General features: G+C 73.4%; 10 protein-coding genes. 4 read left to right on the forward strand and 6 right to left on the reverse strand.

What is annotated here, in order from left to right; all coding sequences use genetic code 11:
• Window positions 1–3 precede the first annotated feature (3 nt).
• Together ACFYNX_RS10875 and ACFYNX_RS10880 are read right to left on the reverse strand one after the other, a co-directional pair.
• Window positions 4–1,290: a phytase gene (locus ACFYNX_RS10875; protein ID WP_388659995.1), complete on the reverse strand. Its 1,287-nt coding sequence runs from the start codon at window positions 1,288–1,290 to the stop codon at window positions 4–6.
• 211 nt (window positions 1,291–1,501) lie between these two features.
• Window positions 1,502–3,673 (reverse strand): M4 family metallopeptidase, encoded by a 2,172-nt coding sequence (locus ACFYNX_RS10880; RefSeq protein ID WP_388661512.1) that lies wholly within the window; start codon window positions 3,671–3,673, stop codon window positions 1,502–1,504.
• A gap of 178 nt (window positions 3,674–3,851) precedes the next feature.
• Between ACFYNX_RS10880 and ACFYNX_RS10885 the strand changes: the two genes are divergently transcribed.
• Window positions 3,852–6,611 (forward strand): LuxR C-terminal-related transcriptional regulator, encoded by a 2,760-nt coding sequence (locus ACFYNX_RS10885; protein WP_388659998.1) that lies wholly within the window; start codon window positions 3,852–3,854, stop codon window positions 6,609–6,611.
• A gap of 332 nt (window positions 6,612–6,943) precedes the next feature.
• Window positions 6,944–7,540, forward strand: coding sequence for a DUF1349 domain-containing protein (locus ACFYNX_RS10890; protein WP_365542055.1), 597 nt, complete (start codon window positions 6,944–6,946; stop codon window positions 7,538–7,540).
• 50 nt (window positions 7,541–7,590) lie between these two features.
• Here the strand turns inward: ACFYNX_RS10890 and ACFYNX_RS10895 are convergent, their stop codons facing one another.
• Window positions 7,591–8,454, reverse strand: coding sequence for an SDR family oxidoreductase (locus ACFYNX_RS10895; RefSeq protein WP_388660001.1), 864 nt, complete (start codon window positions 8,452–8,454; stop codon window positions 7,591–7,593).
• Between the two features lie 272 nt (window positions 8,455–8,726).
• Window positions 8,727–9,683: a LysR family transcriptional regulator gene (locus tag ACFYNX_RS10900; RefSeq protein WP_388660004.1), complete on the reverse strand. Its 957-nt coding sequence runs from the start codon at window positions 9,681–9,683 to the stop codon at window positions 8,727–8,729.
• Window positions 9,684–10,393: 710 nt separating this feature from the next.
• On the opposite strand from ACFYNX_RS10900, the gene ACFYNX_RS10905 reads away from it, so the two are divergent.
• Window positions 10,394–11,191: a serine/threonine protein kinase gene (locus ACFYNX_RS10905; RefSeq protein ID WP_388660007.1), complete on the forward strand. Its 798-nt coding sequence runs from the start codon at window positions 10,394–10,396 to the stop codon at window positions 11,189–11,191.
• Window positions 11,188–12,708 carry a serine/threonine-protein kinase gene (locus ACFYNX_RS10910; RefSeq protein ID WP_388660010.1) on the forward strand — a complete coding sequence of 507 codons (1,521 nt, stop codon included), beginning with the start codon at window positions 11,188–11,190 and terminating at the stop codon, window positions 12,706–12,708. The genes ACFYNX_RS10905 and ACFYNX_RS10910 overlap by 4 nt, the downstream gene beginning before the upstream one ends.
• Window positions 12,709–12,713: 5 nt before the next feature.
• On the opposite strand, the gene ACFYNX_RS10915 is transcribed toward ACFYNX_RS10910, so the two are convergent.
• On the reverse strand, window positions 12,714–13,643 hold the full coding sequence (locus ACFYNX_RS10915) for a M23 family metallopeptidase (protein ID WP_388660013.1): 930 nt from the start codon (window positions 13,641–13,643) through the stop codon (window positions 12,714–12,716).
• 85 nt (window positions 13,644–13,728) lie between these two features.
• On the reverse strand, window positions 13,729–14,877 hold the full coding sequence (locus ACFYNX_RS10920; RefSeq protein WP_388660016.1) for an SH3 domain-containing protein: 1,149 nt from the start codon (window positions 14,875–14,877) through the stop codon (window positions 13,729–13,731).
• Window positions 14,878–14,957: the final 80 nt, after the last annotated feature.

The following is a 14,957-nucleotide window of genomic DNA, read 5'->3' on the forward strand; positions in this document are numbered from 1 at the left end:
CGATCAGTCGACGGCGTCGAGGACCTTGCCGAGGTCGACGAACTTGAAGCCGGTGGCCTCGCGGTCGCCGTCGCCGGGGGTCTCCTCGCCGTCCTGGACGACGAGCAGGCCGTTGGGGTAACGCCTGCCGAGCGGGGCGTTGAGGGCCGCGGCGCCGTCGCAGACCTCGGAGCCGTCGAGGCGGGCGGAGGCCGCGGTGACGCGGAAGGCGTTCTCGTACTCGTTGTCCTCGTCGCGCTCGCGGTCGTAGGCGACGAAGGTGTCGTCGCCCTGGCTGGAGGCGAGCAGGTAGCCGTCGCCGTCCGGTTCGGTGACCAGGGTCAGGCCCTCGACGTCGGCCGTCAGGTGCTTGCCGCCGAAGCCGGGGTCGGCGCCGGGCGTGCACTCCTCGGTCCGCTCGTCGTACGCGCCCGGCACGCCGTACTCGCGGACCTTGTCGATCAGGGTCGGCGTGCCGGTCAGTCCGGCGTCGATGCGCCAGATGCCGACGTCCTCCTGTCCCGCGTACAGGGTGCCGTCCGCGGGGTCGACGACCATGCCCTCGACCTGCGGCAGTTCGTCCGGCTCGGCGCACGGAGTCCAGGAGGTGCCGTCGGGCAGGCGGAAGGAGGAGGGCAGGTCCAGGGTGCGGACCTGCCGGTAGTCGACGGTGCCGGCCGGGGTGGCGATCAGTTCCAGCAGGGCGATCCGGGTGCGGTTGCGCCGGCTGACCAGGGCGTAGGAGCGGCCGGTGGTGCGGTCGGTCCAGGTGGCGAGGCCGTATGCGGTCTTCTGCTCGTCGATCTCGGCCTGGTCGGCGGAGAACACGGGCCGCGCCGCCGGGTCGGTGACGTCGGTGAGCGGGCCGCCGGGCTTGTTCCGGTCGATGCGGTAGATCCGCAGCCGGTCGTTGCCGCGGTCGCTGACCACCGCGACGTCCGCACGCGCACCGCCCAGGCGCAGGCCCTGCACCAGGTCGACGTTGTTGAAGCGGCCGGGCTTGTCGTCGGCGTCCGGGCCGGCCGGAGCGGGGATCGACTGCACCTGGCGCGCGTCCAGGTCATAGACCCGCAGACCACCCTGCTTGGCGGTCGCGATCACCAGGCTGCGGTCCGGGTCGGCCGCGTCGCGCCAGATCGCCGGATCGTCCGCGTTGGCGTTGCCACCGGCCTCGTCATCGAACAGGGGCGCGGTCTCGGCCTTCGGGAGGACGCCGTCGATCCCGGCGGCCTGCGCCGGGAGGGCGAGCGAGGCCGCCAGTGTCGTGCAGAGAACGAGCGCGGAGACGCGAACGGCCAGACGTATCGTCATGTTTCTTCCTTGTATGAGGGTTTTCTCCCTGTCGGCAAGACCTTCGCGATCACGTCCATCATGTACACGACAGGAATGTGGACGGCAGTTGAACACACTGCGAAACCGCGGAGTGAGAACCGGGCCCGCCCCGTGCGTGCGCCGGCTCCCGTGGCCGGAGCATCCCGAAGGGGGCTCCGGCCACAGGAGTGCCGGTGACGAGCGGGTTCGGTCAGCCGATGGCGATGCCGTCGAGGAGGAAGACGGTCGACAGGTAGGTGTCTTCGGTGCCGGCGAAGTCCAGCTTCACCGTCCGGCCCTTGTAGGCGGAGAGGTCGACGGTCTTCTGGACGTACCCGGAGCCGGCGTTGGCGTTGGAGTAGGTGGCCAGTGTGGTGCCGTTGACGTTGACCTTGAGGGTGTCGTAGGCGGTGGAGCCGGATTCCTGGGTGGAGACCTTCAGCCAGAAGGTGAGCTTGGGGGTGCCGGTGGAGGGCACCGCGACGCTCGACTGGGACAGGGACTCCACGGCGTCGGCGCCGTAGCCCATCATCCAGGCGTACCAGGACCCGTCACGGGCGGTCTGCAGGGACGAGTTGGTGATGATGCTGTCGCTCTGGGTCCAGCCGCTGGTGCCCTGCTCGAAGCCGCCGTTGGCCAGTGCGTTCCCGCCGGGAGGCGTGGTCGGGGAGGGGGTGGGGGCGGTCGGCGAGGGGGTGGGGGTGCCGGTGCCGGGGTCGGGCAGTGCGGTGCCGACACTGACGGCGGCCCAGGCCTTTGAGACGAGGTACCGCTCCTGGGAGTCGGTGCCGTACAGGTCGGCGGCGGCCTGCAGGGTGGCGGTGCGGGCGCCCGCGTAGTTGGTGGTGGAGGTCATGTAGGTGGACAGCGCGCGGTACCAGACGGCGGCGGCCTTGTCCTTGCCGATGCCGGTGAAGGTGTCGTTGTTGCAGGTGGTGCCGGTGTGCGAGCGTCCGCCGATGGTCTTCGCGCCGGTTCCCTCGGCGGCCAGGTAGAAGAAGTGGTTGCCTATGCCGGAGGAGTAGTGGACGTCCGCCGAACCGGCGCCGGAGTTCCAGCAGGACAACGAGCTGCCGTCGGCGGCGGGGTTGTCCATCCGGCGCATGTAGCCGCCCGACATGTTGAGCTTCTCGCCGATGTAATAGTCGCCCGGGTCGCCGGTGTTGCCGGCGGAGAACTCGACCATGGTGCCGAAAATGTCGCTGGTGGCCTCGTTCAGGCCGCCGGACTCGCCCGAGTAGGTGAGGTTCGCGGTGGCGGCGGTGACGCCGTGGCTCATCTCGTGACCGGCCACGTCGAGCGCGGTGACCGGGGTGTTGCCGTTCTGCGAGGAGCCGTCGCCGAAGAACATGCAGAAGCAGTCGTCGTCGTAGAAGGCGTTGAGCAGGCCGGTGTCCACGTGCACGTACGCCGGGGCGCCGCGGCCGTCGTTGCGGATGCCGGAGCGGTTGAAGGAGTTCTTGTAGTAGTCCCAGGTCTTCGCCAGGCCGTAGGAGGCGTCCACCGCGGCACTCTCCCGGCTGGAGTTGGTGCCGTTGCCCCAGGAGTTGGTGGTCCTGGAGAAGGTCCGGGCGTTCTGCTTCGGGTTCGACTGGGGGCTGTTGTACGAGTCGTAGACGACCGTGCTGCCGTGCGCGGCGTCGGTGAGGGTGTAGCCGCTGCCGGCCTGGGCGGTCTCGATGGAGACCTGGCCGACGGTGACGCCGTTGCCGGTGCCCGTGGCGCTCTGGTGCAGCTCGTACTGGTCCAGCGGCACGCCGCTGGTCGCGTCGACGATCACCGCCTGACGGGAGGCCGGGCCGGTCTCGCCCTCGCCGGTGACGGTCGAGCGGTAGGCGAGGACGGGAATCTTGCCGACCGCGTACACCACCAGGGCGCTGTCCTTGCTGTCGGCCTTCGCCTTCTTCACGTGCCTGGCGTGCTTCACGGCCCTGGCCGAGGCGTCGGCCGCCGTCAGCTTCGGGATGGTGACGGCGATCCGGATCGCGCCCTGGTGCGCCAGGTCCGAGCCGGTGATCCCGCCGTCCCCGGCGAGGTGCACCACCAGGTCACCGCCGATCACCGGCAGGCCTCTGTAGGTACGGTTGTAGCGCACGTGCCGGGAGCCGTCGGCATCGATCAGCACGTCCTTGACCACCAGGCGCTCGTCGGGGCCCAGACCGAGCGCACGGGCGGTCGCGGCCGCGTTCCGGCCGGCCGTGCGTATCGCCTCACTGCGCACGTCGGCCGACATCGCCCGGAACCCGGCACCGGGTCGGGCGACGGAGGTACCGGCGGTCGCGGCGGGCCGGGGGGCGGCGGCGGACTGGGTGGCCACCATGCTCACGGCGCCCAGGGCGAGGGTTGCCGCGACACCGGTAGCCAAAGCGTTCTTGCGGTTCATCATGGTCCTTCCGCCGGGCCTCGTCGGGGATACGCCGCAGAACGTCATCTGGGGTGCGGGGGTGTTCGGCAGCGGTTGGCCCGGCTGTGGCCATGAGGCTAGGGACGCGGGGGACGGCCGACATCAGGGCGACCCCTTGACCTGGACCGGGGGGACCCGCAAGGCGCACCATGATCCGATGCCAGACTCTGCGATGTGGGTGAGCACGTCGTCCGAGGGCGCTCCCGTGCTGCCGGTGCTGCCGGTGCTGCCGGAAGACGTGCACGGCGCCCGTCGGGTGGTCCTGTTCGGGCCGCCCGGAAGCGGCAAGACCACGGCGGCCGGGGTCCTGGGGCAGCGGTGGGGCCTGCCCGTCCTGCGACTGGCCCCGGGCCCGCAGGACGCCGGGGTCCCGTATGCCGGCCTGCTCGAACTCGCCCTGGCACTCCCGGCGCTCCCCGCCGCACGGGAGCTGGCGGCGAGCCTGGACGAGGCCGCCGACCGGCAGGGTTCCCCGGAAGACGCCGGTCGGGCCCTGCGGCTGCGCCGGCAGACCGCCGCTCTGCTGCGGGACGCACCACCCATGACGTTGGTGGCGGACAACGCCCAGTGGCTGGACCCGGCCAGCGCGGCCGTCCTGGGCTGGGCGCTGCGTCTGACCCCGGACCTTCCCGTCATCGCGGCCGAACGCACCTGGCGCCCGGGGGCCGCAGGGCACTGGTGCGGGGAGGAAGCGTACGCGGTGCGCATCCCGCACCTGACCGCTCCTCAGGTCGGAACTCTGCTGTCCCCGCACCGGCTCGTTCCCCATGAGGTCATGCGCATCCACGCCCACAGCGGAGGGAACCCGGCCCTGGCACTGGCCCTCGCCCAGGTCCGCGCCCACACCGCCGCCGTACCGATCGACGCGGACGCAGAGGACGACCCGGCCCTCCCGTCCACGGCCCGCAGGTTGGTGAGCGAATGGCTGGGCACCGTATCGGGAGAGGTCCAGGAACTACTGACGTGCGCCGCACTCGACGACCGGCCCCGCCCGGACCTGTTGAGCGCCCTCGCCGGCCCGGCGGCCGAAACCCTCCTGGCCGAGGCCGAGGCAGCCGGACTCGTCCACCTCGGACAGCCCGACGGGACGATCCGGTTCACCGCCTCCGCGATCGGCGCCGAACTCGTGGCCCGGCTGCCGGGCCACGCGCGCAGACGCCTGCACGCCCGCCTGGCCGAGGCCGGCCGTGACGACGTCCGTCGCGACCGGCACGCGGCGCTGGCGGCCGATCCCGCCGACCCTCGGTCGGCCCTCCACGCCGCCCGCGCTGCCGCACGCGCCCGGCAGCGCGGCGAACACGCGCTCGCGGCCGAACTCTCCCTCCTCGCCGCCCGGCGCACCCCGTACGAGGACGGCGACCTGCTCACCGAGCGGGCCCTGACCGCCGTACGCGACGCCGCCCACTACGGCGACCTCCCCCGCGGTCGGGTCGCCGCACGCCTGCTCCTGGACCACGACACCACCCCCGCTCAACGCGTCGACGCCCTCATCGCCCTGATCGACGCGAGCGGCCAGCACCTGCACAGCGCGGACGAACTGTTCGCCGACGCACTCCACTCGGCAGCCGGACGCCCCGACCTCACCGCTCAGATCCTCATACGCCAGTCCGTCTGGGCCAACGTCAACGAAGGCGACCCCCATCGGGCGTGTGCCCTGGCCGGCCGGGCCGCCGACCTCGCCGAGGCCGGCGGCGACATCGCCACCACCGTCATGGCCCTCACGATGCAGGCCCGCATCCGACGCGTCCTCGGCCGCCCCGACGCCGAGACCACGCTCGGCCGCGCCGTGTCCCTGCCGCGCGCCGCCTCCGTCCCGGTCAACGGCACGCCCCAGCACCTCGCCGCCCGGCACGCCCTCTTCGACGACCGCCCCGAGGAGGCCCGTACCGCGCTGCTCCCCCTGCTGGTCGAAGCCGAACGGACGGGAGACGCCGAGGCGACCGTGGACATCCGGCGCAGCCTCGCCGAGGCCGAACTCCGTGCCGGCCGGTGCGCCAGGGCGCTCGACCACGCCCACCGCTCCCAGGCGTTGACCGACGAGACCTCCCTGTCACCCGCACCGGCGTGCTACACCTCCGCCCTCGTCGAAGGCACCGCCGGACGCACCGACCTCGCCCTCGTCCACGCGCGCCGCGGAGTCGACGCCGCCCGGCACGAGGGCAACAAGGTCTTCCTCTCCCGCAACCTCTTCGCCCTCGGACACCTCCTCCTGACCACAGGCCGTCCCGAAGAGGCACTGGACGCACTGGAGGAAGTCCGCGACCTGGAAGGACTCCAACAGGTCCGCGACCCCTCCGTCCTGCGCTGGCACCCCGAGCTCGCCGAGGCCCTCGTCGCCCTCGGCCGTCTCGACCGGGCGCAGAGCCTGCTGGACGACACGTGCCGCACCGCGACCGACCTGGGCAGGGACAGCGTCCTGCCCTCCCTCGAACGCTCCCGGGCCCTTCTGGACGCCACCCGCGGCGACTACGACACCGCGGCCCGGCGCCTCACCGGCGCAGCCGACCGCCTCCGCCACCTCCCCCTCGAACGCGGCAGGACCCTGCTGGCGCTCAGCCACACCGAACGGCGCGGACGCCGACGCGCCAGCGCCCGCACCGCCGCGCGAAGCGCCGCCGACCTCTTCACCGCCCACCAGGCACACCCCTGGATCCGCGTCGCCACGCACGCCCTCGACCGACTGGGGACCGTCCCCGCGGGCGACAGCGCCCACCCCCGCCTCACCTCCGCCGAACAGCGCTGCGCCGAACTCGCCGCCGCCGGGGCGAGCAACCGCGACATCGCCATCGCCCTCACCGTCAGCGTCAAGACGGTCGAGGCGACCCTCACCCGCGTCTACCGGAAACTCGGTCTGCACTCGCGCTTCCAGCTCGCACGCACCGTCACACCGGCACGCGAGGGGGGCTTCCCCACCTGATGGCGCCGACCGCGCGGGACGAACGGCCGCTGTCCGTCACGACGCGACCGGACCGGGGCCCGTCGGGTCCCGGTGCTCGGTTCGGGCGGAACGGGAGCGGACGACCGGCCCAGGCCGGTGGTCGAGACCGCGGAAGAGCAACCGGACCACAGGACCGGTGCCCGGTGCGACCGGAACGACGCCCCCCACGTGTCGGTCCGCCGCCTCCGCCGCCTGCCGTTGCTCCCGCACCGGACGGACGCGCGTTCCCGGCGCTTGGACTCTCCGACGACTCCTTGGATTCCCGGGGGTCTCCCCTGGCCACCGGGCCGTCCGCTTGCGAAGGTGACCGCATGACCGCCTCTCCCCCGCCCTTCCCCGGCGCCGTCTGGGCCGTGGCGCCCGCTTCCTGGTCGGTGGCCGACGACACCCTGACCGTCGTGGCCGCGGCCCGTACCGACGTCTTCACCGATCCGCTGACCGGTGTCTCGACCCGTGACGCCGCCCGCGCCCTCGCCGTTCCGCCGGTCGGCGACTGGCAGTTCTCGGCCCGGGTGCGGGTCGCCTTCCGGGCGAGCTGGGACGCCGGCGCGCTGATCGTCTGGTCCGACGACGACCACTGGGCGAAGCTCAACCTCGAGCGGGCGCCGAACGGCACGCCGACCGTGTTCTCCGTCGTCACCCGCGGCCGCTCGGACGACGCCGTCGGCGTCCCCGTGGACTCCGCCGCCCTCTGGTTGCGGATCAGCCGACTCGACGGCGGCTTCGCCTTCCACACCTCGGTCGACGGTGTCACGTGGTGCCTGGTACGGCAGTTCGCCCTGGACTCGCCGTCGGCTCCGCGGGTCGGCGTGGAGGTCCAATCGCCCGTGGGCGAGGGGTGCCGGGTCACCTTCGACGCCCTCCGCCTGACTCCCACGCGCCTCGGTCACCTCTCCGACGGCACGTGACCCCGCGCCCGGCCGGGTGGCAACGGTTCGACGGGGGTCCTGCGCGGGTGTCACGCCGGGTCGCGGGTGACGCCCTCCAACGCCGGGGACGGCGCCGCGTCCGTGAGGAGGCGGGCTGCGGCCAGTTCGTCACGGGCCGCCCGTTCCACGGCCTCCAGGTAGAGGAAGGCGTCCTCGCCGACCGGGACCCGCAGCGGCGTGGCGTCCGGTGAGGCGACGAGGGCCAGGACCCGGGCCGCGAAGTCCTCCGGGCGGCCCATCGCCGCGTCGTCGGCCATGCCGCGCAGTCCGTCCAGCATCCCGGCGGTCGCCGCGGCGTACTCGGGCATCCGCCGCGCGGAGCGGGCGAGCGAGGTTCCGTAGCGTGTGGCGAAGCCGCCCGGTTCGACCACGGTGACCCGGATGCCGAGGGCGGCGACCTCGGCGGCGAGCACCTGGCTCATGCCCTCCAGCGCGAACTTTCCGGCGACGTAGGCGCCGAGGCCGGGGAAGGCCATGCGGCCGGCGAGCGAGGAGACGTTGACGATGTGGCCGTGGCCCTGGGCGCGCATGCCCGGCAGGACGAGACGGACCAGCCGCCAGGGGCCGATCAGCAGGGTCTCCATCTGATCGCGGATCTCGGCGTCGGAGACCTCCTCGGCGGCACCGAACAGCCCGGATCCGGCGTTGTTGACCAGGACGTCGATCCCGCCGAGCCGTGCGGCGGCGTGACGGACGGCCTCCTCGCACTGGGCCGCGTCGCGCAGCTCCAGCGGGATCGGCACGATCCGCCCCGGATGACGGGCGGCCGTCTCCTCCAGCGCCGCGGTGTTCCGGGCGGTGACCGCGACCCGGTGTCCGGAGGCGGCCGCCGCCTCCGCCAGCGCCCGGCCCAGACCCGACGAGCACCCCGTCACCAGCCAGCGTCGTCCCATGCGTCCCCCCGTGATGTGCGGCGTCTCCGCCCGTCCTCGTCCGGCACCCGGCATCGACCGCGTCCCGGCCCACGCGCCCATGGTGGAGCCGCCCGAAGCGGCGGACCATGCCCGTGCGGGGGCGCGCGGACGCACAAAAGGAGCACGCCCGGCGCGTCCGGGCGACAGGGGACGTACCTGGTGTCCCACGTGTTCCTCGTCCCCCTCCGATCCCCCGGCCCAGTCGCTCGGCCGCCCGCGACGCCCCGGCGGTGCCGGGGAGGGCGGCCCGCTCATCGGGAGGACGGGCGCGGGCCCCGGTCTCCCTCCTGGCGGTCTCGGAGGACCGTTCGGGCCGCCTCTCGTACGGCGCCGACGGTCGGCTCGTCGCGCCTCTCTGCGAGCCAGGCCAGGGCGGCGGTGCAGGGAGTGAGGTCGATGACGTCGACGTAGCGGATGCCGGGGCGGGGAAACAGGTCACGTGCGGCCGCCGGGAGGAAGCACATCGCCTCTCCACCCGCCACGGCGTGCAGCAGGGACTCCATGTCGGTGACGACCGGCCCGTACCGGACGGGACTGCCGTCGGGGCGCGGGTTGACCGTCCAGAAGTCCCACCACACCCGCGGCACCTTCTCGGGCACGGCGACCACGGGCCGGTCGGCGAGCTGCGCCAGGGTGACGGCGGGCAGGGCGGCCAGCGGGTCGTCGGCGGAAAGACAGGCCAGGCGGGGCTCGGTGGCGAGATGGCACACCTCCACGCCGGCGGGGACGGGAGGCCTCAGGAACATCACGTCGACCTCCTGCCGGACGAGGGCGGTGAGGTGGTCGGCGATGTTGAGACTGACCACCTGCAGCACCATCCGCGGGTGCCGGTCCGTCAGCGCGCGCAGGACGGCGCGGGTGTGCGGCATGGCGGCCTCGGCCCCGACGCTGCCCACGACGAGCCGGCCCGACACCTGACGTGCCTGGGCACCGGCGATCCTCCGCATCCTGGCCACGGCGTCGACGGCCGCTCGCGCCTCGGGGAGCAGGGCACGTCCGGCGGCGGTGGGGGCGACCGTACGGCTGGTGCGCTCGAAGAGCCTCACTCCCAGGCGTCGTTCCAGGTCCCGGATCTGCTGGCTCAGCGCCGACTGCGTGATGAACAGGCGTGCGGCGGCGCGGCTGAAGTGGAGTTCCTCGCCCAGCACGACGAACAGACGCAATTGGTGAAGGCTCGGTACCGGTCCCTCGGCTCCGCCGCCGACCATGGCAGTCGCCCGCTTTCCTCGTGGATGAGGATCACCTTATCGATCCGTTGGGGTTCCGCACGCCCGTATCCCATGACAACGACGGCACCGTTGTGTGAGTGTTCTGAGCGCCGCCCCGGCCGCCGGACCGACCCTCCGGCTCGGGGCCGGGCGTCGTCACGCTCGCGCGTGGCGGGGAACCGGACGGGGGACGACTTTGACCGTGAACAGGACACCGCCGCCGGAACACGGCCGGTCCGCAGGCCCGATTCCCGCTTGCGAGGGTGTGCGGCGCACCCCCCGGGCGGGCGCGGTCTGAAGGGCCGTCCCGCTGCGCGTCGCGCTTCCGGTCCGGTGCCCGCTTCCGGCGCGGAAGCGCGGCGCGCAGCGGGACCGTCCGGGCGGAACCCGTCGTTCCCGTGGCCGGCGCGGCACGCCCGCGCCCGCTCGCGGAGCGCGTCGGCGGCACCTCGGCGACGACCCCCGGAGGAGGCGGTTCACTCCTTCGAGGCGATTCGACGGACGGCATCCGCGGTCGGGAACCGTTGCCGCTGCCGCCACCTCTTCCATGGGGAGCGGGCCGAACGCCCTCGGCCGTCGCGGAACTCCGGACGACCGGGCGCCTCGCCCCCACCCAGCCCCGTATCCCCTGACCCGACCCCGTGGCTCCGGAGCGCTGCGTCCCGGCGGAGCCGACGGGCACCAGGATCTCGATGATGGAGAAGGAGACCATGAGCGGTGTACTGGTTCACCTGTCGTCGGACGGGAGGACGGACACCACGTCCGCCCCGGAGCCGGTGAGCCTTCGGCTCGGCCCGGGGGACGTGGCCCGTTTCGGGCGCGGTTCCGCGTCCGTCCCCGTCGACCTGCCGTTGGCGAACCCGGCGGTTTCCCGGCTCGCGGGCGAGATCCGGGTGACGGAGGACCACTGGCAGCTGAGCAACCTCAGCGCGACCCAGACCTATCTGGTGGAGAACCCGGAAGGGGCGGGAGAGTACTTCAGGGTCCCGCCCCGCAGGGCCGGGGCGCCCGTGCCCTTCGAGTTCGCCCGCGTCATCCTGCCGACCCGGGGATCCGCCGTGGGTTTCCAGGTGTTCGCCCCCGACCACGTGTACCTCGGGGCGACCGGCACGACGGGCCTGGCGGGCACCGGAACGCTCGCCGGCTTCTCCCTGGACGAGACCTCCACCTACTTCCTCGTCCTGGTGGCGCTGTGCGAGCCGCGCCTGCGCGACGAGTCCACGGTGGCGGTGGCGACCACCCCCCGGATCGTCGAGCGGCTGCGGAGCCGGCCGGGCTGTGAGCGGCTGACCGCCCGGGCGGTCAACTCCCACATCGACTACCTGGCGGACGAGAAGCTGCGGATCGCCACCCCGGCGACCGGGCCGGGCCGGGCCGCGAGGCACGACGGCAAGCGGGAGGCGGTGGCCGGCCTCGCCCTGCGTTTCGGACTCGTGCGCGAGGAGCATCTGGGTCTCCTGCCGCCGAGGGCGACCGCCCTTCACCGGGCGGGGGTGGCGGGAGGATGAGCGGCGGATCCCTGGAAGTGCTCCCGTCGGGTTACCGGGTCGGCGCATGGGAGGTCACCGGTCTGATCGGGGCCGGCGGATGGGGGACGGTGTACGCGGCCAGGCGCGCCGACGCCCCGGACGGCGACGGAGGCGCGTACGGGAACGCGGCGGGGCCGAGCGCCGACGGGGAGGGGGCTCCGGCGGAGGTCGCCCTCAAGTTCCTGCCCACGGCCGGGCTCTCCCCACGCCAGGCGCGGAGCCTCGTGGAGACCGCGCGGCGCGAGACCGAACTCAGTCGGCGCGTCCGGCACCCGCGGCTGATCAGGCTGTTCGACTCCCTCACGCTCGACGAGTCCGCCGGTCCGGCCTTCGACGGGACCGTGGTGCTCGTGATGGAGCGGGCCGAACGGAGTCTGCGCGAACGGCTGGTGGCGCCGCCTCCCCCCGGCCGGGACCCCGCTCCGTCGTCCGGTGCGCGCTCCTCCGCCCCGGCCGGAGGGGAACCGCTGGCGGTGGACGAGGGGGCACGGTTGCTCACCGAGGTCTGCGAAGGGATGGCGCACCTGCACGGGCTCGGCTGGGTGCACGGGGACCTCAAACCCGACAACGTCCTGATCATGGCGGACGGGTCGGTACGGCTGGCGGACTTCGGCCTTTCGGTGGAGCTGACCGGCACCCACGCCTACGCCCCTCCCCTCGGCACCCCCGACTACCTGCCGCCGGAACGCTGGCGGGCGCCGCTGGGCGAACAGGGCGTACAGGTGCGGCAGAGCGCCGACGTCTGGGCATGGGGCGTGATGATCCACCAGGTCTTCACCAGGGGCGCCTCGCCGTTCCCCGGAGCCACGCCGGCGGCCCGTGCGGCCGCCGCCCAGGAGTACGCCGACGGCCGCGCGCCGTTGCGGATGGACCTGCGCGTTCCGCCCTTCTGGCGCGACCTGGCGGCCGACTGCCTCGGCCCGACCCACGACGACCGTGCCGTCCACACGGCGGAGAGCCTGTTGGACCGTGTCCGGGCGGAGCAGGAGCGGCCCCGGCCGTGCTCGGCAGGACGGCGCGGGCGCACGGTCGTGGCGGTCGCCGCGCTGGCGGTGGCGGTGGGCGGAGCGGGGGCCGCCGGGTGGCTCCAGTCCGGTGACGGTCGGCCACCGGGCGGCGGCGTGCCCCGGACGGGCGGGGCGTCCGCGGCCACCGTGCCGCACGCGCGCATCGAGGTGTACAACGCCGAGCGGTCGTGCCACGGGCTCGGCGCGCGGGACAACCTGTGCAGCCTCGGACTCGCCGTCGACCCCTCGTTGCCGTACGACATCGACAACGTCGTGCGGACCAGGGTGTGGGACGGCGACGTGCTGACCGCCGACTGCCGGTTCCCCCAGGGAATGCCGGTCGCCGACGAGGCGGGCACGCGCTCGGTGCAGTGGTACAGGGTGCGTCTCGGGGCGGAGAAGGGCCGGACCACGGCCTGGCTGCCGGCCGTGCGGACGAAGGACCGGCCCGCGCTCGCGGAGTGTCCGGCCCGGCCCTCTCCGGACTGACCCGGTCAGCACGACCGGATGTCGCGTCCCTCGTTGTCCTTCGCCTCGTCGTTCCCCCAGCGCTGGAGGAAGTACGCGGAGACGTACGCGCGTCCCGAGCCGCCCGGTGACACCTCGTCGAGGTCGGTGAGCAGCCACCAGTGGTTGGAGGAGCTCCCCACGCGCACCTCGTCGCCCCACTTCTTGCACAGGACGTAGTTGGTGCCCTTGAACAGCTTCCCCTGGACCGCGCAGCGGGGGGTGGCGTCGCCGACGCAGTCGACCGCCGCGTAGCCGGGGGCGTCGGCGAAGGTGTCCACCCAGAACCGCTCCGTAGGTGTGCCCCCGCCACAGGCGTTGGTGCTGGTGACTCGGGGGAACGGCCCGGAGGGCGAGAGCCGGTGTTCGGTGCCCTGGATCACCGGGTGCACCATCTCGTCCGTCTCACCGTCGTTGTCGCCGTTGGTGTCGTAGAGCTGCTCGTAGTGCAGGTGCGCCGAGGTGGTGCCGACCAGTCCGAGCCTGCCGAGCGGCGTGCCCGAGGGGACCTGCTGCCCCAGGCGCACGTCGATGCGGTCCATGTGCAGGTAGACCGAGAACCAGCCGCCTCCGTGGTTGATCTCCAGGCCGCCGGGCTCGAAGAACTCGGTGACGGTGCCGGCGGCCGAGGCGACGACCGAAGCGCCGAGGGTGGGCCCGCCGACGCGGTACATGTCGAGCTTCTTGTCGTCGGGCGCGTGTCCCGCGTAGGTCTGCAACTGCCAGGTCTCGCCGCAGGCGAAGGGCAGGCGGAAGTCGGGCCGGGCACCTGTGGGCGCCCGTGTCGGCGCGGCGGCCGCCGGCACCGTGCCGGAGACCGCCCACAGGCCGAACACCGCGAGGACGGCCACGAGGACGAGGACGAACGGTTCGGGCAGCAGCGATCCGGAGGCGCGCCTGCCGCGGGATGTGTGCATGGGGATCCTCCCTGCCCGGTCGGTACCGGGCGGTCTTCTCGTACGGTGTCGCGGGACGGACCGGTCCGCCCCGCGGGACCCGGGGTCAGCACTGCCGTGTGACGCCGCCGGTCGCGTCTCCCTTGAGGTAGATGCCGCTGACGTAGCCGACTCCGCCGGCTTTGAGGGGCAGTTGGACCCACTTGTCGCTCGTGTATCCCTCGGCCGTGACCTTCTGGCCGATCGTCCAGCAGTTCGCCGGGTAGGACTCGCCGGCGCGGACCGTGCTGGCCCTGTCGCATTCGGTCGACGCGCAGGAGCGCACGTTCGCGTCCGCCCAGGCCGTCACCGTGGTCCGCCCTCCACCGTCGTCCTCGGGCTGGAAGGTGACGTCCACCCAGTCGTTGCCGGTCATGCCCAGGCCGTCCCAGAAGGTCCCGTCGGCGACGTCGATGCCCGCGGGATTGGCGACCCTGCGACCGAACTCGTCCAGGCCGCCGTTGTAGCCGTTCTGGAAGGCGGCCTGTGCCTCGGGCCGGCCCTGGGGCAGGTCGCGCCACGTCTCGCGCTGGGCGGGCGGGTTCCAGTAGTCGTCCCTGGTGTTCCACGGACCGACGTCCCACACCGGTGCCGTCTCGCAACGGCCCTTGTAGCACAGCCGCACGCGGTACTCCCGGCCGCCGTCGCTCGCCAGCATGCGGCGCGAGGGCAGGGCGACGAAGTGGTCGCGTTCCCGGATGACGTGACCGTTGGCCGTGGTGCCGCCCACCAGCCCCTCACGCGTGGCGAACAAGCGGTAGGTGGGGCCCGACGCCGCCGCGACGCCGGCTTGGGGCGACGGGGCCGGCTGCCGGGGGGCGGCCCGGACCACGAGGTCCGACACCGTGGGGGCGCCGCCGCCCGGGGTTCCCAGGAAGGTCAGACGGACCTGGACGACCGAGACCTCGCGGGACAGCCGCACCGCGTCCGCGCCCTTCGCCTCGCGCCATTCGGTCCAGGTGTCCGGATGGTCGCTGCCGCGCAGTTCGACCAGGAGACGCGACCCCGCGGGAATCCGGGCCACCGCCCGTACGGTGAACGAGCTCAGCGGGCGTCCGAGGCGTACGACCGGGGCGGTGTAGACGGCGAACGACCGGCCGTCGGCGGAGGGGGTGCGCAGCGCGGGGTCCTCGACCGTGACCGTCCCGCCGGAACCGTGCGCGACGTTGCGCTGGTCGCCGTGGGTGCTGGTCAGGTCGACGTGCCAGTCGCTCACCGGCCGTGTCCCGGCGGCTGCCGGAGAGGGGGCGACGAGCGTGCAGGCCAGGAGGGCCAGGAGGAACGGCAGGGCTGCTC

The organism is Streptomyces sp. NPDC007872, assembly GCF_042868165.1.
Lineage (GTDB): Bacteria > Actinomycetota > Actinomycetes > Streptomycetales > Streptomycetaceae > Streptomyces.

Excerpts from the sequence above, each read along its gene's own strand:
- ACFYNX_RS10875 (WP_388659995.1), bottom strand. The coding sequence starts at position 1,290 with ATGACGATACGTCTGGCCGTTCGCGTCTCCGCGCTCGTTCTCTGCACG.
- ACFYNX_RS10880 (WP_388661512.1), bottom strand. The coding sequence starts at position 3,673 with ATGAACCGCAAGAACGCTTTGGCTACCGGTGTCGCGGCAACCCTCGCC.
- ACFYNX_RS10885 (WP_388659998.1), top strand. The coding sequence starts at position 3,852 with ATGCCAGACTCTGCGATGTGGGTGAGCACGTCGTCCGAGGGCGCTCCC.
- ACFYNX_RS10890 (WP_365542055.1), top strand. The coding sequence starts at position 6,944 with ATGACCGCCTCTCCCCCGCCCTTCCCCGGCGCCGTCTGGGCCGTGGCG.
- ACFYNX_RS10895 (WP_388660001.1), bottom strand. The coding sequence starts at position 8,454 with ATGGGACGACGCTGGCTGGTGACGGGGTGCTCGTCGGGTCTGGGCCGG.
- ACFYNX_RS10900 (WP_388660004.1), bottom strand. The coding sequence starts at position 9,683 with ATGGTCGGCGGCGGAGCCGAGGGACCGGTACCGAGCCTTCACCAATTG.
- ACFYNX_RS10905 (WP_388660007.1), top strand. The coding sequence starts at position 10,394 with ATGAGCGGTGTACTGGTTCACCTGTCGTCGGACGGGAGGACGGACACC.
- ACFYNX_RS10910 (WP_388660010.1), top strand. The coding sequence starts at position 11,188 with ATGAGCGGCGGATCCCTGGAAGTGCTCCCGTCGGGTTACCGGGTCGGC.
- ACFYNX_RS10915 (WP_388660013.1), bottom strand. The coding sequence starts at position 13,643 with ATGCACACATCCCGCGGCAGGCGCGCCTCCGGATCGCTGCTGCCCGAA.